This window comes from Nonomuraea sp. NPDC001831, assembly GCF_042892035.1.
Lineage (GTDB): Bacteria > Actinomycetota > Actinomycetes > Streptosporangiales > Streptosporangiaceae > Nonomuraea.
Map to the genome: position 1 here is coordinate 1 of NZ_JBIATU010000036.1, position 22,926 is coordinate 22,926.

The 22,926-nt window shown below is 73.4% G+C and carries 16 protein-coding genes and 1 pseudogene; 7 read left to right on the top strand and 10 right to left on the bottom strand.

What is annotated here, in order from left to right; genetic code table 11:
* Positions 1-129: 129 nt before the first annotated feature.
* Positions 130-1,122, bottom strand: coding sequence for a hypothetical protein (locus ACFYYW_RS48845; protein ID WP_387661410.1), 993 nt, complete (start codon positions 1,120-1,122; stop codon positions 130-132).
* Positions 1,123-1,171: 49 nt separating this feature from the next.
* Complete coding sequence (locus ACFYYW_RS48850; protein ID WP_387661413.1) at positions 1,172-2,011, bottom strand: hypothetical protein; 840 nt, start codon at positions 2,009-2,011, stop codon at positions 1,172-1,174.
* Between the two features lie 313 nt (positions 2,012-2,324).
* Here ACFYYW_RS48850 and ACFYYW_RS48855 point away from each other — a divergent pair, with 313 nt between their 5' ends.
* The 7 genes and pseudogenes from ACFYYW_RS48855 (at position 2,325) to ACFYYW_RS48885 (ending at position 13,951) form a co-directional block, all read left to right on the top strand.
* Positions 2,325-2,681, top strand: a complete 357-nt coding sequence (locus ACFYYW_RS48855) for a hypothetical protein (RefSeq protein WP_387661416.1) — start codon at positions 2,325-2,327, stop codon at positions 2,679-2,681.
* A gap of 821 nt (positions 2,682-3,502) precedes the next feature.
* Positions 3,503-4,405, top strand: a pseudogene (locus tag ACFYYW_RS48860) (RNA polymerase sigma factor); the annotation flags it as partial.
* A 349-nt stretch (positions 4,406-4,754) separates the two neighbouring features.
* Positions 4,755-5,513: a class I SAM-dependent methyltransferase gene (locus ACFYYW_RS48865; protein ID WP_352326527.1), complete on the top strand. Its 759-nt coding sequence runs from the start codon at positions 4,755-4,757 to the stop codon at positions 5,511-5,513.
* 11 nt (positions 5,514-5,524) lie between these two features.
* Entirely contained in the window at positions 5,525-6,463 is a 939-nt protein-coding gene (gene add, locus ACFYYW_RS48870) for an adenosine deaminase (RefSeq protein ID WP_387661419.1), read from the top strand.
* Positions 6,464-6,620: 157 nt separating this feature from the next.
* Positions 6,621-10,472, top strand: a complete 3,852-nt coding sequence (locus ACFYYW_RS48875) for a Pls/PosA family non-ribosomal peptide synthetase (protein ID WP_387661422.1) — start codon at positions 6,621-6,623, stop codon at positions 10,470-10,472.
* The gene (locus ACFYYW_RS48880; protein WP_387661447.1) at positions 10,469-11,764 is read left to right on the top strand and encodes a M1 family metallopeptidase; all 1,296 of its coding nucleotides are present in this window, start codon (positions 10,469-10,471) and stop codon (positions 11,762-11,764) included. Before ACFYYW_RS48875 ends, ACFYYW_RS48880 begins: the two co-directional genes overlap by 4 nt.
* Positions 11,765-11,857: 93 nt before the next feature.
* Positions 11,858-13,951 carry a molybdopterin-dependent oxidoreductase gene (locus ACFYYW_RS48885; protein WP_387661425.1) on the top strand — a complete coding sequence of 698 codons (2,094 nt, stop codon included), beginning with the start codon at positions 11,858-11,860 and terminating at the stop codon, positions 13,949-13,951.
* Here ACFYYW_RS48885 and ACFYYW_RS48890 read toward each other — a convergent pair.
* From ACFYYW_RS48890 to ACFYYW_RS48925, 8 genes are all read right to left on the bottom strand, one after another.
* Positions 13,944-14,426, bottom strand: a complete 483-nt coding sequence (locus ACFYYW_RS48890; protein ID WP_387661428.1) for a metallophosphoesterase family protein — start codon at positions 14,424-14,426, stop codon at positions 13,944-13,946. The two genes, ACFYYW_RS48885 and ACFYYW_RS48890, sit on opposite strands and share 8 nt — an antisense overlap.
* A gap of 7 nt (positions 14,427-14,433) precedes the next feature.
* A complete protein-coding gene (locus tag ACFYYW_RS48895) occupies positions 14,434-15,168 on the bottom strand; it encodes an SRPBCC domain-containing protein (RefSeq protein WP_387661431.1) in 735 nt (244 codons plus the stop codon).
* Position 15,169: 1 nt separating this feature from the next.
* The gene (locus ACFYYW_RS48900; RefSeq protein ID WP_352329958.1) at positions 15,170-15,757 is read right to left on the bottom strand and encodes a helix-turn-helix domain-containing protein; all 588 of its coding nucleotides are present in this window, start codon (positions 15,755-15,757) and stop codon (positions 15,170-15,172) included.
* Between the two features lie 32 nt (positions 15,758-15,789).
* The gene (locus tag ACFYYW_RS48905; protein ID WP_387661435.1) at positions 15,790-17,016 is read right to left on the bottom strand and encodes an RNA polymerase sigma factor; all 1,227 of its coding nucleotides are present in this window, start codon (positions 17,014-17,016) and stop codon (positions 15,790-15,792) included.
* Positions 17,013-17,357 carry a YciI family protein gene (locus ACFYYW_RS48910; protein WP_352331477.1) on the bottom strand — a complete coding sequence of 115 codons (345 nt, stop codon included), beginning with the start codon at positions 17,355-17,357 and terminating at the stop codon, positions 17,013-17,015. The genes ACFYYW_RS48905 and ACFYYW_RS48910 overlap by 4 nt, the downstream gene beginning before the upstream one ends.
* Positions 17,358-17,402: 45 nt before the next feature.
* Positions 17,403-17,879 carry an ATP-binding protein gene (locus tag ACFYYW_RS48915; protein WP_387661438.1) on the bottom strand — a complete coding sequence of 159 codons (477 nt, stop codon included), beginning with the start codon at positions 17,877-17,879 and terminating at the stop codon, positions 17,403-17,405.
* 138 nt (positions 17,880-18,017) lie between these two features.
* Positions 18,018-20,378 carry a SpoIIE family protein phosphatase gene (locus tag ACFYYW_RS48920; protein WP_387661441.1) on the bottom strand — a complete coding sequence of 787 codons (2,361 nt, stop codon included), beginning with the start codon at positions 20,376-20,378 and terminating at the stop codon, positions 18,018-18,020.
* A 25-nt stretch (positions 20,379-20,403) separates the two neighbouring features.
* Positions 20,404-22,926: response regulator (locus ACFYYW_RS48925; RefSeq protein ID WP_387661444.1), on the bottom strand; the 2,523-nt coding region annotated here is incomplete at its 5' end.

The following is a 22,926-nucleotide window of genomic DNA, read 5'->3' on the forward strand; positions in this document are numbered from 1 at the left end:
AAGGCATCACGTGATCGTCCAGATACACATAGAGTGCGATCAGAAGGGCGTCTAGGTCAGTCTTCACACACCGACCATGGACGCCCTTCGTCACGCCCGCAGCCGATCACCGAATTTCACATCAGCGATCTAGGCGAGGCCGAGGTCCCGGCGCACGCGGGCGTAGTGGCGGCCCGGCAGCAGGCTGCCGACCGCCCACGGCTGGGTCTCCGGCATCCGCCGGCCCACTCCCTCCAGCAGGCGCTGCGCGCCGGTGAGGTGGCCGCCGTGGTAGAGCGCCGCGCCGAACAGGTGCGCGGCGTCCAGCGCCCGCGGATGCGGCCGGCCGGCCTCGCGCCACTTGCCGGCCGCCGCCACCAGCGGGCCGGCCACCTCAGGGTCGCCGAAGTAGCCCTCGAGAACCTGCCGCGCCGTACGCTCCGACTCGCCGATCCGGCTCCACACGACCTCGAAGTGGGCCAGCGCCAGCGTCGCCGTCACCGGGTCGCCCGGCGGCGCCGCGTCCGCCGCGTGGCGGGCGAAGGCCAGCACCTCGCCGTCGGAGCCGTGCCACTTGGCGCACAACACCTGGACGCGGGTGCGGTGCCCGGCATACAGGTGCGGGGCGCGGGCGGTCAGCTCCGTCCAGAGGCGGTCGAGCTCCTGCCGGCCGGCCTGCGCGCCGAGCGCGTGCCACTGCAGCCGCTCCCACGGCACGGGATCGTCCGGACGGGCCTCGGCGGCCTGCCGCAGCGGGGCGGCGGCGTGCGCCAGCACCTCGTGGAAGCGGGCGAAGCGCTGGTCGCTCACGTGCGCGGCGGAGGAGCCGCCGCGGATCGCCCACGCCTGCTGGATCCGGGCGGCGCCGAGCCAGAGCAACGCGTCGGGGTCGTCGCCGGCCAGCCGGAGCAGCGCCTCGGTGTGCGCGCGGGCGGCGATCCCCAGTTGCTCGACGCGCAGCGCACGCGACTCGTGGTCGTCGCGCGCCTGGCGGACCAGCTCCAGGCCGGGCTCCAGCCGCCCGGCCCGTACCTGGCGCAGCGCCTGCTCCAGCGCGGGATCGTCCCACGAGCGGCCCGGACGCATCCGCGAGGTCTTGTCGAGCAGCTCGGCCACGGCCGTGATCACCCGTATCAAGGACATCCGTGATCAATACCGCACGTGATCATGGTGTCGCAACAGCGCCGAGCGGCTAGTTCCAGGCACCTGGCACCCCGTAGGGCACCTTGCCTTCGAGTTGCTCCTGATCGAGCACCTCGCTCTGCAGAGGCAGCGCAACGGTGACCTGCCGTCCCCAAGTGGAGTAGCGGGTGTCCGCCGTGAGCCGGAACACGGACCCCCTCCAGTGGTGCATGACCCCCTTGGCCGTGACTCGCTCCACCAGTCCAGCCGTGCTCAGGCGGATGGTGTAGGAGATGGTGCTGACGGGCTCGCTCCAGGAGTAGCCGCGAAAGCGCGAGGCGAAAGAACGCGACACCTTGACCAGCTTGTCGGCCTTGATCACGCCCTTCACCACTCCGCCCCGCCAGGACGTGCGGTGGGCCAGCAGCGTCTTGAGCGTGGCGGGCTCCAGAACCTCCAGCAGCGGATTGCTGGCCGGCAGATCGGTGTGCGGATAGCGCACCCAGCTCGTGCCCTGCGGCAGTACGTCGGCGAATCGGGGGCCGGAGACGTAGTCGTCGTGGCCTGACGAGATCACCCTCAGGGGCAGCTCTTCAGCGGCGGCGTCCTCGGCCATGCCGAGTTTCTTCAGACCGCTCATCACCGTCTTGCCATACCGCACGCGCTGGGACGTGTCAGAGGCGATCTCGCCTTGCGGCCCGAACCCGACCGTGCCGTCCAGGGCCAGGGTGTAGGACCCGCCGCGACCGTGGTCCACCTTCGCGGTGGACACGATGTTCACGCCCTTACCGCGGGTCAATGTGGCTCGGAGCGCTTCTACCGGGTCGTTTCCGGGGGCCGCCTGGGCGGGGACGGCGACGAGCTGTGCCAGGCCCGCGATCAGGATGACACCCATGACGGTCCGCTTCATCACGTTCCTCTGGAGATGGTGGGAAGGCGCAACAATCTTGTGCCTACGAGATCAACTGTCAAGCTGAACCGTGACCGTGGGGTCCCCGGACCCGGCCGGCATCCTGGCCATCTTCGCCGGCCGGGCGAGGCCGGAACTCGGTGACGATCCTGAGCCCGGCGCCATGAACTGCTGCAACCAATCCGCGGACGACGTTGGTCTGGGGCGGTGAAGCCGGGTTCCAGACAATCCATCAGCTATCAAGACTGAGCCCGACACGCCTACTGGGCGTGCCTCCTCATCGAGCCACGAGAGGCAATCCGTGATCAATAAGATGCCGCTTCGACGTCTGACCGCCGGCCTGGGCAGCGCCGTCGAAGCGCTGGGTGGTGTTGCGGTGCTGTTCACCGCGACTCCCGCAGTGGCCTCGGCCAGCACAGCCACCGCCCTGATCTTCAAGTGCAGGTACGACGGCAACGTCCGCAGTTCTCCCCGGCTCGGACAGCCCAACTTCCTCTTCACCTGCTATGTGGGGACGCAGATCTACCCGCGCTGCTGGGTTCGTGGAGACTGCAGCGGCGGGGACAACCGCTGGTACACCTGGCGGGGCGGCCAGGGCCAGCCGGACCGCTACATCCACTTCAGCCAGGTCTCCAGCGAAGGAGACGGCGGCATGATCCAATGCCCCTAGTGCACCGAGACAACCAGCGGACCGGTGCCGGTGCACCCGCCATCAGGCGGCGAAGCCGTCCTTGACCAGGTGTTGATCCGGAAGTACGTCCCTTCCGGCTCGGTCACGTAACGGCACCTGGACGGGTGGCCCGTGACCGAGCCGGAAGGCCGCGTCGGACGGCGTAACCGGGGTCGCAGTGGACGTCCGTGTCGTACCCGGGCGGCAGCACGAGCATCCGCGGTCCGCAGTTCCTGATCGACAGCGTCTTCGCATACGCGTGGCGACCGGCTCTCACCAAAGCGTGCGGGTCGGACATCGCGATCAGCCAGGTGACGCGGCGAGTGGCCCGGCGGGAGCTTCATGGTCTTGTCCAGCGTGGGGCCCCCTTCGAGGAAGGCCGGGCGCGAGCGGAAGGGCCTCGTCAAGCCAGAGAGATGCCCGTCGCCGTGAAGCAGGCCGGGGCGGGGCGAGGGGGCGGGCGTCTTCTGGAGTGCCGTCGGTCGGCGGGGGTGGTGGCGAGGGGACGGGGTCGGCGGGCTGGTCAGGGGGTGGATGGCGCCGGCGGGGAAACGATGATCGGGTGTTCGTCGAAGCCACGTTCGAGGAAGTGTTGGGTAGCCTGGTCAGAGACGGCCCTGCCAGGCCCCGCTTCTTCCGTTCCCTCATGCCCTGAAGGTCCCGACGCCTATCGGCCCGCTACGTTTCCCCGCCGGCCCTGCCCGCAGGCCGGCTCAGTCACTGAGCGTCCACCCAACGCGAGCGAGGAGAGAATTTTGTCCCAAGCAGCAGAGGTTCTCGAACTGGACGACACCATCGCCGACGGTGGCACGGCCGTCGGCGCCGACTCGGTCAAGACCTACCTGAAGGAGATCGGGCGCGTCCCGCTGCTCACCGCCGAGCAGGAGATCGAGCTCGCCAAGCGCATCGAGGCCGGCCTGTTCGCCAGGGAACGGCTCGACAGCGAGCCTGGCCTGCCCTCCGACCTGCGTGCCGACCTGGAGTGGATCGCCGACGACGGCCTTCGTGCCAAGCGCCGCATGCTGGAGGCCAACCTCCGGCTCGTCGTCTCCATCGCCAAGCGTTACACCGGCCGCGGCATGCTCTTCCTCGACCTGATCCAGGAGGGGAACCTCGGCCTGATCCGGACGATCGAGAAGTTCGACTACCGGCTCGGCTACAAGTTCTCCACCTACGCCACCTGGTGGATCAAGCAGGCCATCACCCGTGCCATGGCCGACCAGGCCCGGACGATCCGCATCCCCGTCCACATGGTCGAGCTGATCAACAAGGTGGCCCGCGTGCAGCGCCGCCTGCAGTCCGACCTGGGCCGCGAGCCCACCCCCGAGGAGATCGCCGCCGAGACCGATCTCGACGTCGAGCGGGTGTCGGAGGTGCAGAGCTACGGCCGGGAGCCGATCTCCCTCAGCACGCCGCTCGGCGAGGAGGGCGACAGCGAGTTCGGCGACCTGATCGAGGACACCGAGGCCGTCTCCCCGGCGGACGCGGTCTCCTTCACGCTGCTGCAGCAGCAGTTGCACAGCCTGCTCGACCAGCTCTCCGAACGCGAGGCAGGCGTGATCACGATGCGCTACGGCCTGGCCGACGGAAAGCCGCGCACCCTCGACGAGATCGGCCGCGTCTACGGCGTCACCCGTGAGCGCATCCGGCAGATCGAGGCCAAGACCATGTCCAAGCTGCGCCACCCCTCCCGGGCCATGGCGCTGCGCGACTACCTGAGCTGACAGCCCCGCCCACAACGCCGCTGACCACCCGCTGACAACGCCGCTGCCGGAGCCGATCGTTCGCGCCCGGGAGCAGCATCACGCGACACGCCGAGCAGGGCTCGCCGCGTGGACGTGGAGCGTCACCACCTCGTCGACCGAACCAGCCGCCGCGACGCCGGCGCTACCCGCGACAGGCACGACCTCCGTCCACCCCGGCGACGGCCACCCGAGCACCCGCGTGCCGCGGCGACGTCCCCCGTCGCCCACGGGGAGAGCGGTCCAGGGGTGGGAAAGGGCAGGTAAAGGGGCGCTCTGGAGTGTGTGGAGCCTGGAGCGGGCCGGGTGGGCCGGACCTACTCTGCCCAACGTGAAACGCTCCCGTACGAGCCTCGTCCACCAGGCCGCCTACGCGTTCCGGCACCCCCACAGGATCGCCCCCCACCTGCGCCGGCTGGCCCGCGACACCTGGTTCCGGCTCCGCAGCCCCGACCACGTCACCTACTACCGCGCCGTCATGAGGTCCGACACGGCCCGCGACCCCGAGGGCGCCGTGGGGTCGCACCGGCACCGGCGCTGGCTCGCCCTGGGACGCATGCAGTTCGACTACCTGGTGGAGCACGGGCTCAAGCCCGACTGCCGGATGCTGGAGATCGGCTGCGGCAACCTGCGCGCCGGCCGGCTGTTCATCGGCTACCTGTTCACCGGCAACTACTACGGCATCGACATCTCGCCCGACATCCTGCTGGCCGCCCAGGACACGATCGAGAAGCACGCCCTTCAGGACAAGCTGCCCTATCTGGCGCCGGTGCGCGACCTGCGGCTGGCGTTCCTGCCGGACGAGTACTTCGACGTCGTGCACGCCCACAGCGTCTTCTCGCACTCGCCGATCGAGGTCATCGAGGAGTGCTTCGCCAACGTGGGCCGCGTCATGAAACCGGACGGCTGGTTCGACTTCACCTTCGACCGGACCGAGGGCGAGGAGCACCACGTCCTGCGCGAGGACTTCTACTACCGCACCGAGACGCTGGTCGAGCTGGCCCGCAAATACGGACTGAAAGCGACGTTCATGGACGACTGGGAGCAGGGCCCGCATAAGCAGTCGAAAATCCGCATCACCCGGCGCTAACCTCCCGGAGAGTGAGAGACCTCCGCCTGCTGCCCAAGGCGCACCTGCACGTCCACCTGGAGAGCACCGTACGGCCCGCGACCGTGCGCGAACTGGGCGGCCCGCCCGAGCCCGAGGGCCCGTTCGCCGATTTCCGCGAGTTCGCCGACCAGCGGGCCAAGGTGCGCAACCTGCTGCGCACCCCCGAGCACTTCCGGCGCCTCGCCCTGGAGTTCTGCGAGGACGAGGCCGCCCAGGGCACCCGCTACGTCGAGGTCACCTTCACCGCCGCCGCCCACGGCGAACGACTGGGCGCCCCGGAGATGCCGCTGGAGGCGGTGCTCGACGGCCTGGCCGAGGGCAGGCGGTACGGCATCGAGGCCCGCGTGCTGCTCGACCACTCCAGGCGGCGGCCCCTGGAGCGGCTGTGGCGGACGTACGAGCTGGCCACCCGCTACGACGAGGTGATCGGCCTCGGGCTCGCAGGCGACGAGGCCCATCCGCTGGCCCCCTTCGCCGAGGTGTTCGCCGCGGCCGGGGACGCGGGCCTGCACCTGGTGCACCACGCGGGCGAGGCGGCCGGGCCGGCGAGCATCCGCGAGGCGCTGGACCTCGGCCGCACCGAGCGGCTCGGCCACGGCATCCGGGTGCTGGACGACCCGGCGCTGGTCGCCGAGGTGCGCGAGCGGGGCGTCCCGCTGGAGGTCTGTCCCACGTCGAACGTGCTGCTCGGGCTGGTGCCGTCGCTGGCCGAGCACCCGCTGCCGCGCCTGCGCGAGGCCGGGCTCGCGGTCACGGTCAACACCGACGGCGAGACGGCGCTGGCCGAGGAGTACCTGCGGCTGCGCGAGGTCTTCGGGTACGGCGACGACGTCCTGGCCGAGCTGGCCCGCGCCTCGATCAGGGCCTCCTTCGCCCCGGACGCCCTCAAGGCGGACCTGCTGGCCGCCGTCGACGCCTGGCTGCGCTGACGCGCCCGGCCCCCGCCGGGCACGGCGATCTCCGTCACATCATGGAATAGTTGGCGAATCGCCGACCGTTGCGAACGGAGGTGGCGCGAACGCCACGCCAGTGGCAGCCCGCGGCATTGACGGGCCGGGGCCGACCGCCCGACCGAAGGAGCAGCGTTTGCGCACCGACTCGGCAGACTTAGGACTCAGGACCGCGTCGGCGGTCTACCCGGCGGGCATGCTGGCCGCGCCGCCCCGCACCCTGATCGACATCCTCGACGAGACCGCCCGCCGCCACCCCGGCGCGCCCGCGCTGGACGACGGCGCCGTCTGCCTGGACTACCGGTCGCTGCGCGCCGAGGTCGGCCGGGTCGCCGCCGAGCTGGCCGCGGCCGGCGTGGGGCGCGGCTCCCGGGTGGGCGTGCGCATCGCCTCCGGCACCGCCGAGCTGTACGTCTCCATCCTCGCCGTGCTCGCGGCCGGCGCCGCGTACGTCCCCGTGGACGCCGACGACCCGGACGAACGCGCCGAACTCGTCTTCGCCGAGGCCGCCGTGGACGCCGTGCTCGACGGCGGCCCGGTCCCGCGGGTCCGCCGGGCGGCCACGGCCGCCACGCCCGAGCGGCCCACCCCGGACGACGACGCCTGGATCATCTTCACCTCCGGCTCCACCGGCAGGCCCAAGGGCGTGGCGGTGACGCACCGCTCGGCCGCCGCGTTCGCCGACGCCGAGGCCGGGCTCTTCCTGCAGGAGCGGCCGCTCGGCCCGGGCGACCGGGTGCTGGCCGGGCTGTCGGTGGCCTTCGACGCCTCCTGCGAGGAGATGTGGCTGGCCTGGCGGCACGGCGCCTGCCTGGTGCCCGCCCCCAGGGCGCTCGTGCGCACCGGCATGGACCTGGCCCCCTGGCTGGCCGGGCAGGGCGTCACCGCCGTCTCGACCGTGCCGACGCTGGCCGCGCTCTGGCCCGCCGCGCACCTCGACGGCATCCGGCTGCTCATCTTCGGCGGCGAGGCCTGCCCGCCCGAGCTGGCCGAACGGCTGGCCGTGCCCGGCCGCGAGGTGTGGAACACCTACGGGCCCACCGAGGCGACCGTGGTGGCCTCGGCCGCCCGCCTGACGGGCGAGGGGCCCGTACGCATCGGCCTGCCCCTGGACGGCTGGGACCTGGCGGTCGTGGACGGCGTGGGCGAGCCGGTCGCCATGGGCGAGACCGGCGAGCTGATCATCGGCGGCGTGGGCCTGGCCCGCTACCTCGACCCGGCCAAGGACGCCGAGAAGTACGCGCCGCTGCCGTCCCTGGGCTGGGCGCGCGCCTACCGCAGCGGCGACCTCGTCCGCGCCGAGCCCGAGGGCCTCGTCTTCGCCGGCCGCGCCGACGACCAGGTGAAACTGGGCGGACGCCGGATCGAGCTCGGCGAGGTGGACGCCGCGCTGAACGCGCTGCCGGGCGTCACCGGCGCGGCCGCGGCCGTCCGCACCGCGGGCGGCGGCCACCAGGTGCTCGTCGGCTACGTCGTCACCGGGCCCGGCTTCGACGCCGGACGGGCCCGCGAGCTGCTGGCCGGCTCGCTGCCCGCCGCGCTCGTGCCCCGCCTGGCCCCCGTGGACGCCCTGCCCACCAGGACCTCCGGCAAGATCGACCGGGACGCGCTCCCGTGGCCGCTGGACGGCCCGGCCCCCGCGGACACCGCCCTGACCCCGGCCGAGGCGCTGCTGGCCGCGCAGTGGACCGAGATCCTCGGCGTGCGCCCGGAAGGGCCCGGATCGGACTTCTTCGCCGACGGCGGCACCAGCCTGGCCGCCGCCCGCCTGGTCTCCGTGCTCCGGGCCACCCATCCCGACGTGGCCGTCGGCGACGTCTACGCCCACCCGACCCTCGCCGGGCTGGCCGAGCTGCTGGCCGCCAGGGGCGGGACGCCGGCTCCCGCGCACGCCGCGGCCGCCCCCATGCCGGCCCGCGCCGCGCTGGCGCAGACCGCGCTCATGATCCCGCTGCTCACCGTGGGCGCGCTGCGCTGGGTCGTGCCGCTGGCCGCCCTCGGCAACGTGCTGGCCCCGCCGTGGGCGCCGCGGCTGTCGTGGTGGTGGGTGACGCTCGGCGCGCTGGCGTTCGTCACCCCCATGGGACGCATGGGCCTGTCGGCGGCGGTCGCCCGGCTGCTGCTGCGCGGCGTGCGCCCCGGCGCCCACCCGCGCGGCGGCGGCGTGCACCTGCGGTTGTGGTTCGCCGAGCGGTTCGCCGAACGGCTCGGCGTGCCCGACCTGGCCGGCGCGCCGTGGATGGCCTGGTACGCCCGGCTGCTCGGCGCCACCGTCGGCCCGGACGCCGACCTGCACTCGCCCCCGCCGATCACCGGCCTGCTCAAGCTCGGCAGGGGCGCCTCCGTCGAGCAGGAGGTCGACCTGTCCGGCCACTGGTACGACGGCGACGTGCTGCACGTCGGCGAGATCCGCATCGGCGCGGGCGCCACCGTCGGCTCCCGCTCGACCCTGCTGCCCGGCGCGCGCGTCGGCAAGAACGCGCAGGTCGCCCCCGGTTCCGCGGTGGCCGGGACGGTCCCGTCGGGTGAGCGCTGGGCCGGCGTCCCGGCCTTCCGGCAGGGCAAGCCGCGCCGTTCCCGGCCGGCCGAGCGCGCCGCCCGCTCCCGTCCGTGGGTCGCGCTGTACGGGGTGAGCGCGGTCGTGCTCAGCCTGCTCCCGGTGGCCGCGGCCGGTGTCGCGCTCGCCGTCCTGGCCGCCTTCGCCGGGGACGAGCCCACGCTCGGCGGCGCGCTGGCCGCCGCCCTGGCCGCCGTGCCTTTGGCCACGGTCGCCGGCATGGCCTTCTTCGCGCTGGTCACGCTGGCCGGCGTGCGGCTGCTCGGCCTCGGGCTGCACCCCGGTCACCACCCGGTGCACAGCCGTCCGGCCTGGCAGGCGTGGGTGACCGGCCGGCTGATGGCCTCGGCCCGGGTGTGGCTGTTCCCGCTGTACGCCAGCGTCCTGACGCCCGTCTGGCTGCGGGCGCTCGGCATGAAGGTGGGCCGCGGCGCCGAGCTGTCCACGGTGCTCGCGCTGCCCACGATGACCTCCGTCGGCGACGGCGCCTTCCTGGCCGACGACACCATGGTGGCCCCGTACGAGCTGGACGGCGGCTGGATGCGCCTGGCCTCGGCGCGGATCGGCAAGCGCGCCTTCCTCGGCAACTCCGGGATGACCGCCCCCGGCCGCAAGGTGCCCAAGGACGGCCTGGTCGGCGTGCTGTCGGCGACGCCCAAGAAGGCCAAGTCGGGCTCCTCGTACGTCGGCATGCCGCCCATGGAGCTGCGCCGCACCGCCGAGGAGGCCGACCGCAGCAGGACCTACGACCCGCCCGCGCGGTACCGGGCGGCGCGGGCGCTGGTCGAGGTGTGCCGGGTGGTGCCCGCGATGGGCGTGGTCGCGCTGGCCGTGCTGGCGGTGGCCGCGTTCGAGTGGCTGGCCGCGGGTCACGGCTTCGCCGTGGCCGCCGCGCTGGGCGGGCTGGTCGTGCTGGCCGCCGGGGTGCTCGCCGCGGCGGTCGCGACGGCCGCCAAATGGGCGCTGGTCGGTCGGATCAGGGCCGGGAACAGGCCGCTGTGGAGCTCGTTCGTGTGGCGCAACGAGCTGGCGGACAATTTCGTCGAGGTGCTGGCCGCGCCCTGGTTCGCCCAGCCGTGGCTGGGAACCGCCCCGCTGAACGTGTGGCTGCGCTCCCTCGGGGCACGCATCGGACGTGGGGTCACCTGCGAGACGTACTGGCTGCCGGAGGCGGATCTGGTGACGCTCGGCGACGGCGCGTGCGTCAACCGGGGATGCGTGCTGCAGACGCACCTGTTCCACGACCGGGTCATGAGCATCGACACGGTGACGCTGGAGGCCGGCGCGACGCTCGGCCCGCACGGCGTCGTCCTGCCCGCCGCGCGGGTGGGCGCCGGCACGACGGTCGGGCCGGCGTCCCTGGTCATGCGCGGCGAGGCGCTGCCCGGCGGCAGCCGGTGGTTCGGCAACCCCGTCTCGGCGTGGCGATGACGGCGTACTTCCCGGGGCACGGCGACCACCGGTACGCGGTCAAGCACTACGACCTGGCGCTGCACTACCGGGTCGCGGCCAACCGGCTCGACGGCACGGCCCGCCTGACGGTCCGCGCCGCCGAGCCGCTGGCCGACCTCGGTCTCGACCTCGGCCACTTCCGCGTCCAGGGCGTCACGGTGGACGGCCGGGCCGTCCGCCACACGCACGGCCAGGGCAAGCTGCGCCTCACCCTGCCCGGCCCGCTGGCCGCCGGGGAGCACGCCGTCGTCGAGGCGCGGTACGCGGGCACGCCCGTCCCGGTGCGCAGCCCGTGGGGCGGGCTCGGCTGGGAGGAGCTGACCGACGGCGCGCTCGTGGCCGGTCAGCCGATCGGCGCGCCCTCCTGGTTCCCGTGCAACGACCGGCCGGACGACAAGGCGGCCTACCGGATCTCGGTGACGACGGCGCCGGCGTACCAGGTGATCGCCAACGGCGTGCTGACCGCCAGGCGGCGGGCGTCCGGGACCACGACGTGGGTCTACGAGCAGGCCGAGCCGATGGCGACGTACCTGGCCAGCGTGCAGATCGGCCGCTACCAGCTCTCGGATGCGGGCGGCACGCGCCTGGCCCATCCCGCGCGGCTGGCCGCCCGCGTCCGGCACGACTTCGGCCGCCAGGGCGAGATGATGGCGCTGTTCGGCGACCTGTTCGGGCCCTACCCGTTCAGCGGCTACACCGTCGTCGTGGCCGACGACGACCTCGACATCCCGGTCGAGGCGCAGGGCATGTCGATCTTCGGCAGGAACCACGTCGACGGCGCGCGCGGCTGCGAGCGGCTGGTCGCGCACGAGCTGGCCCACCAGTGGTTCGGCAACAGCCTCACCGTGGCGGGGTGGGCCGACATCTGGCTGCAGGAGGGGTTCGCCACGTACGCGGAGTGGTTGTGGTCGGAGCGCTCGGGCGGCCCGCCCGCGGACGAGCACGCGCTGCGCTGGCACCGCAGGCTCGCCGCGCTGCCGCAGGACTTCGTGCTGGCCGACCCCGGCCCGGCCACGCTGTTCGACGACCGCGTCTACAAGCGCGGCGCGCTGACCCTGCACGCCCTGCGCCGGGCGGCCGGCGACCAGGCGTTCTTCACGATCCTGCGCTCCTGGGCCGACAGCCGCCGGTACGGCAGCGTCACCACGCGGGAGTTCGCCGCGCACGCCGAGCGGCACGTCCCGGCCGGCGCGCTGCTGACCGCGTGGCTGCACGACCGGCCCCTGCCGCCGATGGCGGGCGGCGCCCTGACCCGCGACCGCGGCGCCTGACCGGCCCCGAGCCGCGCACACCGCGCCGACCTGGCCGGACGGTCGCCGGGGTGGCGTCTCGGGGACGGGCGCGTGCGCTCATAGCCTGGTCACATGGTGACCCGGCTCGCGACCTGCAACCTGTGCGAGGCCATGTGCGGCCTGCGCGTCGACCTGGACGGCGACCGGATCACCGGCATCCGCGGCGACGAGGACGACCCGCTGTCGGCCGGGCACCTGTGCCCCAAGGCCGTGGCCCTGCAGGACGTGCGCGAGGACCCCGACCGGCTGCGCCGACCCGTGGTCCGCACCCCGGACGGCTGGCGCGAGGTCTCCTGGGCGGACGCCTTCGACCGGGTCGCCGCCCGGCTGGCCGGGACGCGCATCATGCACGGCCCCGACGTCGTCGCCGTCTACCTCGGCAACCCGGTGGTCCACAGCCTGGGCGCGCTGACGCACGCGCCGCCGTTCGCCCGCCTGCTGGGCACCCGCAACCGCTACTCCGCCGCCTCCCTCGACCAGCTCCCGCACCAGTACGTCGCCCGCCACCTGTACGGCAGCCAGTGGCTGCTCCCCGTGCCCGACATCGACCGCACGGCCTACTTCCTGGCCTTCGGCGCCAACCCGGCCGTCTCCAACGGCAGCGTGATGAGCGCGCCCGGCGTCGTCCGGCGTATCCGCGACCTGCGCGCCCGCGGCGGCCGGATGGTGCTGTTCGACCCGCGCCGCACGGAGACCGCCCGCCTCGCCGACGAGCACCACTTCGTCCGCCCCGGCACCGACGCCGCGCTCATCCTGGCCATGGTCAGACTGATCGTCGCCGGCGGCGCCGCCCGTCCCGCGCCCTACGTGGACGGGCTCGACCGGCTGGCCCCGGCGCTGGAGGCGTTCACGCCGGAGCGGGCCGCGGCCGTCACCGGCGTGCCGGCCGAGGTGATCACCCGGATCGCGGCCGAGTTCGCCGCCGCCCCCGGCGCCGCCGCCTACGGCCGGATCGGCGTGTCCACCCAGCGGTTCGGCACCCTGTGCCAGTGGGGGATCCAGCTGCTGAACCTGGTCACCGGCAACCTCGACCGGCCCGGCGGCACGCTGATGAGCAGGCCGGCCGTCGATCCGGTGCGCAACCGCCTGATCGACCCCGGTCACGAGGGCAGGTGGCGCAGCCGGGTGCGCGGCCTGCCGGAGTTCGGCGGCGAGCTGCCCGCCGCGGCGCTGGCCGAGGAGATCCGCACGCCCGGCGAGGGGCAGGTGCGGGCGCTGGTGACCATCGCCGGCAACCCGGTGCGCTCGGCCCCCGGCGGGCACGAGCTGTCACGGGCCCTTTCCGGGCTCGACTTCATGGTCAGCCTCGACTTCTACGTCAACGAGACCACCCGGCACGCCGACGTCATCCTGCCGCCCACCGACCTGCTCGAACGCGACCACTACGACCTCGTCTTCAACCTCGTCGCGGTCCGCGATCACGCCCGCTACACCCCGGCCGTGCTGCCCAGGACGGCCGACGCCCGGCACGACTGGGAGATCCTGCGCGAGCTGGCCCGGCGATACCGCCGCCTGGTCCGGGCCGGGTCGCTGCCCGACCGGGTCATGTTGCGGCTCTCGCCGGAGCGGATCGTGGACCTCGGGCTGCGGGCGGGGCCGTACCGGCTGAGCGTGGCGCGGTTGCGCCGCCACCCGCACGGGCTGGACCTGGGCCCGCTCAAACCGAGCCTGCCCGGCCGGCTGCGCACGCCGGGCCGCCGCGTCCAGGCCGCGCCGCCCGTCCTGCTCGACGGGCTCGACCGCGCCCGCGCCGAGCTGCTGGCCGCCGCCCCCGCCGGGCTGCTGCTGATCGGCCGCCGGCACCTGCGCGACGACAACTCCTGGCTGCACAACTCCGCCCGGCTGGCCAAGGGCCGCCCCCGGCACCACCTGCTCATGCACCCGGCCGACCTGCGCGCCCGCGGGCTCACCGACGGCGCGCCGGTCCGGGTGCGCTCCCGCAGCGGCGAGGTGACGGTGGAGGTCAGCGCGAGCGAGGACGTCATGCCCGGCGTGGTCAGCCTGCCCCACGGCTACGGCCACGACGGGCCGGGCGTGCTGCTGTCGGTCGCGGCCACGCTGGGGGGCGCCAGCGCCAACGACCTCACCGACCCCCGCCTCCTGGACGAGCTCACCGGTACGGCGGCGCTCAACGGCGTGCCCGTCACCGTCGAGCCGCTCAGCTGACGGGCACGATCTCCGCGCGGGTCAGCACGCCGTCCTCGACGGTCAGCAGCCCGATCGTGCCGTGCGGCTGGCGGCGGCGGTCGGTGGGGGAGCCGGGGTTGAAGATGCGCAGCCCCTCGCCCGACTCGTCGAGCGGGATGTGCGAGTGGCCGAAGACCACCAGGGCAGCCTCGGGAAAGCGGCGGCGCAGCCGGGCCAGGCGGCCCTTGGCGGGCCCGCTGTCGTGGATCATCCCGATCCGCAGGCCCTCCAGGGTCAGCTCCAGCGTCTCCGGCGCCACCACGTCGGAGCCGTCGTTGTTGCCCTTCACCACGTGCACCGGGGCGTAGGCGGCCAGCTCGTCGAGCACCGAGCGCACGCAGACGTCGCCGGCGTGCAGGATGACGTCGGCCCCGCGCAGGTGCTCGGCCACCCGGGGCGGGCAGGTGCGCCACCGCCGGGGCGCGTGGGTGTCGGACAGCGCCACCACGTTCATCCGGATGTCATGCCCGATCCGCGGGCAGATCCTCCAGCCAGGCCCGCCAGGCCGGAGCCTGACCCGCGGGGTCGCCGAACAGCAGGTGCATGGCCAGCATGCTGCCGCCCATGCCCTGGACGAACCGGTAGAGGGCGTCGGGGGCGCGCACGCCGACGGTCTGGGCGTTGCGGAAGTAGACCACGCCCTGCACCGGGGGCAGGCCGGGCGGCGCGAGCCGGACGGCGTCGCCGGGCTCGGGGCGGCCGCCGAGGGCGGCGTACAGGGCCCGCCAGGCGCGCGGCCAGTCGCTCACCGGCGGGCCGGACTCGGTGAGCGGGGTCGCGGCCCGGCCGGCGAAGTGGCCGAGGTACTCCGTCAGCGTGGCGAAGAACAGGGCCACGCCCGTGGACATCGCCTCGTACTCCTGCTCCCAGTCGTCGCCGGGCAGGAAGCCGCTGGTGACCATGCGGAGCAGGGTGCTGCCCTGGCCGCGGCCCTCCAGCAGGAACTCGTAGGCCACGAACCGGCCGTCGGGGCCCGGGACGCCGGAGTGGGCGAAACGCTTGAGCGGGTCTTCGGCGGTCACCCTGGACTCGGGCAGCTCGGCCCCGGCGAAGGCGGTGCGGATCGCGCCGCTCTCGACCTCGTTGCGGCCCATGAACCACGAGTCGATGCCCGGCCCGGTGGTGATGGCCGCCCACACCTGCTCGGGCGTCGCCTCGACCAGGGACTCCAGGGGGATCTCGAACTCGTGCCCCACCTCAGGAGCCCTTCTTCACGGACGGGTGCACGGCGACGATCAGACGATGGTCCCGCCCGCCTTCCGCGGACTCGTCATGATATTTGCTGACCAGTGAGGTCACGCACTGCGTCAGCTCCTCGGCGAACGCGGCCCGGTCGGCGGCCGAGGCGAAGCGCACCTCGCCGTCGATGGCGAACGTGGCCACCTTCTTCTGCGCCTTGGCCGCGCCGGTGATCAGCGTGCCGACGTCGCGGACGAGCTGCGCCGCCAGGGCCAGCAACCAGCGCGCCGACAGCCGGTCGGGGGAGCGGGCGGGATCGGGCTGCACGGCGGCCAGGGCCGTGGGGGAGATCACGAAGGAGGCGGCCGCGGCCTGCATGACGCGCTCGGTGACGTTGCCCTTCCTGCGCTCCTCGACCAGCTCGACCAGCCCGTGGCGTTCGAGGGTGCGCAGGTGGTAGTTGACCTTCTGCCGGGCCAGGCCCACCTTGGCGGCCAGGGACGTGGCAGAGCCCGGCTCGACCAGCTCGGCCAGCAACTTCGACCGCATCGGGTCGAGCGACGCCTCGGCGGCCGCCGCGTCTTCGATCACTGCCACTTCGTGCATGCCTGAAACGATCGCACCGAAAAAAATCGTTGTCAAGCCAGCCGGGCGGCCTTGCCCTCCAGATAGCGCTGCTCAGGCAGGCTGAGCGTACGCCGGGCCGCCTCGCGGAAGGCCAGCGCCGCCCCCTCCGCGTCGCCCTCCATCTCCAGCAGGTGGGCGCGGACCGCGGCCAGCCGGTGGTGGCCCGCGAGCCGGTCGTCGGCGGACAGGCCGTCGAGCAGGTCGAGCCCGGCCCGCGGCCCGTGCACCATGGCGGCGGCCACGGCCTGGTTGAGCCGGACCACCGGGTTGTCCTCCAGCCCGGCCAGCACGCCGTAGAGCGCCAGGATCTGCGGCCAGTCGGTCTCGGCGGCGGTGGGCGCCTCGTCGTGCACGGCCGCGATAGCCGCCTGCAACTGGTACGGGCCCAGCGCGCTGGTGGCCAGCGCCTTGCTGACCAGCTCGACGCCCTCCTCGATCAGCTGCCGGTCCCACGTCGAGCGGTCCTGCTCGGCCAGCGGCACCAGCGAGCCGCCCGGCCCGGTGCGCGCCGCCCGCCGTGCCTCGGTCAGCAGCATGAGCGCCAGCAGCCCGGCGACCTCGCCGTCACCGGGCAGCAGCCGGTGGACGAGCCGGGCCAGCCGGATCGCCTCGCCGGTCAGCTCGGGCCGCTGCAGGTCGGGCCCGGAGGTGGCGGTGTAACCCTCGTTGAAGATCAGGTAGAGCACGTGCAGCACCACGCGCAGCCGCTCGGCCCGCTCCGGCTCCGGCGGCGGCCCGAACGGCACCCCCGTGGACCTGATGCGCTGCTTGGCCCGGCTGATGCGCTGGGCCATCGTCGCCTCCGGCACCAGGAACGCCGCCGCGATCTGCGCCGTGGTCAGGCCGCCCACGGCCCGCAGCGTGAGCGCGAGCTGCGAGGGCTCCGACAGCGACGGGTGGCAGCACAGGAACAGCAACGTCAGCGTGTCGTCGCCGGACGGCGTGCGCTCCTCGCCCGGCGCCGGCTCGACGAACTCGTCGGCCGGGACGGCGACCGCCGCGCTCTCCTCCCGCCGCCGGCGCGCGCTCTCGCTGCGGAAGTGGTCGATGACCCGGCGCGAGGCGACCGTGATCAGCCAGGCCCGCGGGTTGTCCGGCACGCCCTGCTCGGGCCACTGCACGGCGGCGTCGAGCAGGGCCTCCTGGACGGCGTCCTCGCAGGCGTCGAACTGCTCGTAACGGCGGACGAGCACGCCGAGCACCTGCGGCGCCAGCTCGCGCAGCAGCCCGTCGATCACTCCGCCACCTCGTCGATGACGGGCCGCACCTCCATGGCGCACAGTCGCGCGTCCGGCCAGCGCGCGGCGATCTCGGTGGCCCGCTCGACGCTCGCGCAGTCGACGATCAGGTAGCCCGCCAGGTACTCCTTGGCCTCCAGGAAGGGGCCGTCGGTGACGGCGGGCACGCCGTCGCGCACCATCACGGTCTTGGAGGAGGCGGGGTCGCCCAGCGCCTGGCCCCCGGCCAGCTCGCCGTTGGCCTCCAGCTCGGCCATGAGCGCGTCGACCTCGGCCATGACCTGGTCGAACCCGTCGGCGACGGCCTGCTGGGCGGCGGGGTTGCTGTAGATGAGCAGCATGTATTTCACCTGCCTCATCCTAGGGTTCCGGGAAATTGCCTCATCCTAGGGTTCCGGGAAATCCGGCCGGGCCGGGCCGGGCTCGGCCGGGTCGCAGCCCTGATGGACGAGGGTGCCGGGCGGCCGGTCGTGGGCGGTCCGCACGCTCATGTGCAGGCGTAACCGGGACCCCTGCGGGCTCTGGTCGAGCTCGACGCGGTCGCACAGGTGCTGGATCAGCCACAGGCCGAAGCCGAACCCCGCCGAGTGGGCGCGGCCGTGTTCGGCCGCGGCCAGGTGGGCGGCGCTGAGCCGGCCGGCCTCGTCCGAGATCTCCACCGTGACGCCGCCGGAGCCGGTGCGGGCCACCACGGTGCCGGTGCCGCCGCCGTGGTCGAGGACATTGGTGACCGCCTCGTTGACCGCCAGCACGAAGTTGTCCAGGCGCTCACCGGACAGCCCGGCGCGGCCGGCGTGGTCGCGCACGAGGCGGCGGATGGCGTCGAGATCGGTGCTGATGGGACAGCGTAGCTCCGGTTCCATGCCCATGGTCTGATCAGTCCTGCCTGGGTGTGGCGTGGCGGGGGACCCGGCTACGGTTGCTTACCAGACGAAAGCCCGGCAAACGCCCGCCCCGGCCGGCGTCCCGGGGGGCAGGCGGGGCGGGCGCGGCGCGGACGGCTACTGGAGGCGGGCGCCGATGATGCACGTGTCGTCGTCGGTGTCGGAGTTGCTGTGCGTCAGCAGGTGGTCGAGACGCTGCTCCAGGGTGGCCGCGGGGTGCCGGGCGGTGTCCAGGAGCCGCTGCTGGGACTCGTGCAGGTTGACGTCCCGGCGCTCGATCAGGCCGTCGGTGTACATGAGCAGGATGTCGTCGGAGGCGAGCTGGACGTGCGTCTCCTCGTACTCGGCCTCGGCGACCGCCCCGAGCAGCAGGCCCTTGGTCAGGTCGAGCTCCCTGGCCTGGCCGTCGCGGACCAGGATGGGCGGCAGGTGCCCGGCCCTGGCGTAGCGCAGCACCCGGGTGCGGGGGTCGAACAGCCCGCAGATCGCGGTGGCCGTGACGTTCGCGGTCAGGTGGTGGGCGACCAGGTTGAGCCAGGTCAGCAGCTGGGCCGGCCCGGCGCCGGTGGCGGCCAGGCCGCGCAGCGCGTTGCGCAGCACGACCATGCCGGTGGCCGCCTCGATGCCGTGCCCGGCGACGTCGCCGACCGACAGCAGGATCTGCTTGGTGGGCAGCACGACCGCGTCGTACCAGTCGCCGCCGACCAGGTGCTCCTTCTCGGCCGGCCGGTAGCGTACGGCGATCTGCAGGTCGAACGCCTCCAGCGGCTCCCGGCTCGGCGGCATGATCGCCTGCTGGAGCTGCAGGGCCAGCCGGTTGCGCTCGGCGGCCTGCTGCTCGGTGTGGGCGAGCTGGTCACGGGTGGCGGCCAGCGCCACCTCTGTCCAGTGCTGGGAGGAGATGTCCTGGTAGGCGCCGCGGATGGACAGCAGCAGGCCGCTGTCGTCGAAGACGGGCTCGGCGACCACCCTGATGTGCCGGACGGTGCCGTCGGACCGCTGCAGCCGGTAGGCGGTGGAGGCCGGACGGCGGTGGTGCAGCACGGCCCGGACGAACCGGCCGATGGCCACGGCGTCGTCGGGGTGGGCGTGCGAGGCCAGGCGTTCCAGCGGGATGGGCGGCTCGTCGAGGGACATGCCGTACAGGTCGTGGAGCTGGGCGCTCCAGACGATCTCGCCGGTGAGCAGGTTCTCCTCGAAGCCGCCGATGCGCCCGAGGCGCTGGGCGTGCTGGAGCAGGTTGGCGAGCTGGGTGTCCTGGTCCTGCAGCCGCCAGATGAGCAGCACGCTGTCACCGAGCCGGATGATCGCCACGCCCGCGACGGTGTGCAGCGGGATCTGGTCCACCATGGCCGTGATCGTCATCTTCTCGGCCCTGAAGGTCTCGCCCGTGGCGTGCACGTGCTCGATCCTGGCCAGCAGCGCGCCCTCCTCGGCGGCCAGCGGGTACGCCTCCAGGAACAGGCTCCCGACGACCTCGCCGCGCGGCCGCCCGGCCGGGTCGAGGAAGCGGGGGTTGGCGTGCACGATCCGGAAGTCGGTCAGCCGGCCCTCGGTGCCCAGCTGCGGGCGCAGCACCAGCGTCGAGTCCGGCAGCGCGTCGGCCAGGTCGACCAGCTCGGGCACGACCTGCGGCTCGGGGACCGCCTGGTCGGCGGTCTCGAAGGTGTGGGCGCACAGGTCGGCCAGCACCTCGATCTGCTTGATGACCCGCGGGTCGGGCTGCGGCCTCGCGTCCGGCCAGCCGATCTCCAGCACGCCCAGGATCCGGCCGCCCGTGCCGGCCGGGGCGGTCGCCCGCGCGCCGGGGGTCTGTCGCTGCCCGATCGAGGGCAGGCCGACGACGGCCAGGTCGTCCAGCCACACCGTGCCGCGGGCCAGCAGCGCGCGGCGGGCCGGCGTGGCCACGCCCGGCGGCACGTAACGCCAGCGCCTGGCCTCCTCGTCGGCCAGCCCCGCGTACCCGGCCAGGGTGAGCGACGCGTCCGGCCCGGCCTCCCAGATGGCGACCGTCGTCGCGCCGAGCGCGGACAGGGCGTGCTCCAGCAACGACTGCGCCACGGCCTGCGCGTCGGTGGCGGTCAGCGCCCCGTTCTCGGCGGTGCGCAGCCGCACCGCCACCTCCGCCGACTCCTCGGCCGACTCCTCGGCGCGGGTCGAGTCCAGGAAGTCGCGGGCGGCCTCGCTGATGCGGTCGTGGGCGGCCTGGTTGATGATGTCGGCGGCCAGTTCGAGCTGCGTCACCCCCGCCTGTTCGGCCAGGGTGGCGAGCTGCCTGGCGGCGGTGGCCAGACTGCACTGCAGGCGCTCGACGAGCACGCCCTTGGCCACCTCGACCAGGGCGCGGCCCTCGGCGGCCCGCTGGGCCTCCAGGACTTGGTTGTGCAGGCGGGCGACCGTCGCGGCCAGACGGCCGAGGTTGGGCGGCTCGGTACGCTCCGGCGGCACGGCGGCCGCCGGATCGTGCTGCTGGTGCACTGCGTTGCTCCTTGAGGGGGACGGGTCAGGCGCCGAGCCAGTGGCGGATGCGTTCGACGAGATGGTCGGCCTCGACGGGCTTGGTCACATAGTCGCTCGCGCCGGCCGCCAGCGCCTTCTCCTGGTCGCCCGGCATGGCCTTGGCCGTGACCGCGATGATGGGCAGGTCGGCGTACTGGGCCATCGCGCGGATGCGGGCGGTGGCGGTGTAGCCGTCCATCTCGGGCATCATCACGTCCATCAGCACCAGGTCGATCTGCGGGTGGGCGACGAGCGTGTCGATGCCCTTGCGGCCGTCCTCGGCGTGCAGCACGTCGATGCCGTGCACCTCCAGCATGCTGGTCAGCGCGAACAGGTTGCGGGCGTCGTCGTCGACGATCAGCACGGTCCGGCCCGTCAGCGAGGTGTCGATCTCGGCCCCGGCGACCTGGTTGACGTTCCCGGCCCGGATCAGCGGCAGCACGTCGCCGGGCTGGTCGGCGGTCAGGTGCAGGGCGATGCGCTCGCGCAGCTCGTCGAGGCTGGACAGCAGCTCCAGCGGCTGGCCGCCCTCGCGCGTCTGCAACGGCACCGCCTGCTGGGAGCTGGCCCGCCAGTTGTTGTAGGCCAGGACCGGCACCGAGTTCAGGCCCTGGTCGCCGTCCATGGCCTCCAGCAGGCGGTAGGCGCTCTGGTCGGGCAGGTCGAGGTCGAGCACGATGCAGTGGCAGGGGTCGGCGGCGAGCGTGGCCGCGGCCTCCTGCGCTCCGGCGGCCGTGACGATCTCGATCGTCTCGTCCTTGCTCAGCGCCAGCTCCGTCACCACGCTCTCGGCCACGTGCGAGAGCAGGCCCTGCGGCCGTTCCTCGATGACCAGCAGGCGGCGCGGCTGCGGCTGGTGGGACCTGGCCGGCGCGGCCGCCTCCTGCTCCGGCGTGGCGACGCGGGCGGCCTCGACGATCACCGAGGGGTCGGCCAGGGCCTTCTTCGGGGTGAGCCCGATGAAGTCCGGCCGGGCGATCGGCAGGTAGAGGGTGAACACGCTGCCCTGGCCCGGCGTGCTCTGCGCCCCGATCGCGCCGCCGAGCAGGTGGGCGATCTCGCGGCTGATGGACAGGCCGAGGCCGGTGCCGCCGTACTTGCGGCTGGTGGTGCCGTCGGCCTGCTGGAACGCGCCGAAGATGGCCTCCAGCTGCTGGGCGGCGATGCCGATGCCGGTGTCGACCACCCGCAGGGCGATGGCCGCGCCGTGCTGGCGCACCGAGGCGGGCAGCTCCTCCTGGGCGGCCGGCTCGATGCGCAGCTCGACGCTGCCGGTCTCGGTGAACTTGACCGCGTTCGACAGCAGGTTGCGCAGCACCTGGCGCAGGCGCGAGTCGTCGGTCACGACCTCCACCGGGATGCCGGGGGCGTTCGTGATCGTGAAGTCGAGGCTCTTCTGCGACGTCATCGGCCGGAACGTGGCCTCGACGTAGTCGAGGAGCTGGCGCAACGGCACACGTTCGGGGTTGATGTCCATCTTGCCCGCCTCGACCTTGGACAGGTCGAGGATGTCGTTGATCAGCTGGAGCAGGTCGGAGCCGGCCGAGTGGATGATCTCGGCGTACTCGACCTGCTTGGGCGTCAGGTTGCGCGTGTGGTTCTGGGCCAGCAGCTGGGCCAGGATGAGCAGCGAGTTGAGCGGCGTGCGCAGCTCGTGGCTCATGTTCGCCAGGAACTCGCTCTTGTACGTCGAGGCCAGCGTCAGCTGGTGGGCGCGGTCCTCCAGCTCCTGCCTGGCCTGCTCGATCTCCAGGTTCTTGGTCTCGATGTCCTGGTTCTGGCGGGCCAGCAGCGTGGCCTTCTCCTCCAGCTCGGCGTTGGAGCGCTGCAGCTCCTCCTGCTGCTGCTGCAGCTCCTCCGACCGGGCCTGCAGCTCGGCCGCGAGCCGCTGCGACTCGGCCAGCAGCTCGTCGGTGCGGGCGTTGGCCACGATCGTGTTCAGGTTGACGCCGATCGTCTCCATGAGCTGGTCGAGGAAGGCCCGGTGGACCGGCGTGAACGCCTGCACCGAGGCCAGCTCGATCACGCCGAGCACCTGCTCCTCGACCACGATCGGCAACACCACGACCGAGGCGGGCTCGATCGTGCCGAGGCCGGTCGAGATCCGGACGGAGCCGGAGGGCACGTCGTCGACGGCGATGACCCGGCGGCTGCGGGCGGCCTGGCCGACCAGCGCCTCGCCGAGCCGGAAGCGCGTCGGCCTGCCGGGGTCGGCCGGGTAGCCGTAGGCGCTGATGAGCTGGAGCTCGTTCTCCTCGGCCAGGAAGAACGCGCCGTACTGGGCGCTGACCAGCGGGGCCAGCTCGTTCATCACCAGCTCGGCGACGGCCGCCAGGTCGCGGTGGCCCTGCATGAGACCGGACATGCGGGCGAGGTTGGACTTGAGCCAGTCCTGCTGCTCGTTGGCGGTCGTGGTCTCGCGCAGCGACTTGACCATCGAGTTGATGTTGTCCTTCAGGTCGGCCAGCTCGCCCTCGGCGTCGACCGTGATCGAGCGGGTCAGGTCGCCGGAGGTGACCGCGCTGGT

Coding starts and splice junctions, on each gene's coding strand:
- ACFYYW_RS48855 (WP_387661416.1), top strand. CDS start 2,325: ATGCCGCTTCGACGTCTGACCGCCGGCCTGGGCAGCGCCGTCGAAGCG.
- ACFYYW_RS48890 (WP_387661428.1), bottom strand. CDS start 14,426: ATGAACGTGGTGGCGCTGTCCGACACCCACGCGCCCCGGCGGTGGCGC.
- ACFYYW_RS48850 (WP_387661413.1), bottom strand. CDS start 2,011: ATGAAGCGGACCGTCATGGGTGTCATCCTGATCGCGGGCCTGGCACAG.
- ACFYYW_RS48880 (WP_387661447.1), top strand. CDS start 10,469: ATGACGGCGTACTTCCCGGGGCACGGCGACCACCGGTACGCGGTCAAG.
- ACFYYW_RS48910 (WP_352331477.1), bottom strand. CDS start 17,357: ATGCTGCTCATCTACAGCAACCCCGCCGCCCAGCAGGCCGTCGCCGAC.
- ACFYYW_RS48915 (WP_387661438.1), bottom strand. CDS start 17,879: ATGGAACCGGAGCTACGCTGTCCCATCAGCACCGATCTCGACGCCATC.
- ACFYYW_RS48845 (WP_387661410.1), bottom strand. CDS start 1,122: ATGTCCTTGATACGGGTGATCACGGCCGTGGCCGAGCTGCTCGACAAG.
- ACFYYW_RS48885 (WP_387661425.1), top strand. CDS start 11,858: ATGGTGACCCGGCTCGCGACCTGCAACCTGTGCGAGGCCATGTGCGGC.
- ACFYYW_RS48900 (WP_352329958.1), bottom strand. CDS start 15,757: ATGCACGAAGTGGCAGTGATCGAAGACGCGGCGGCCGCCGAGGCGTCG.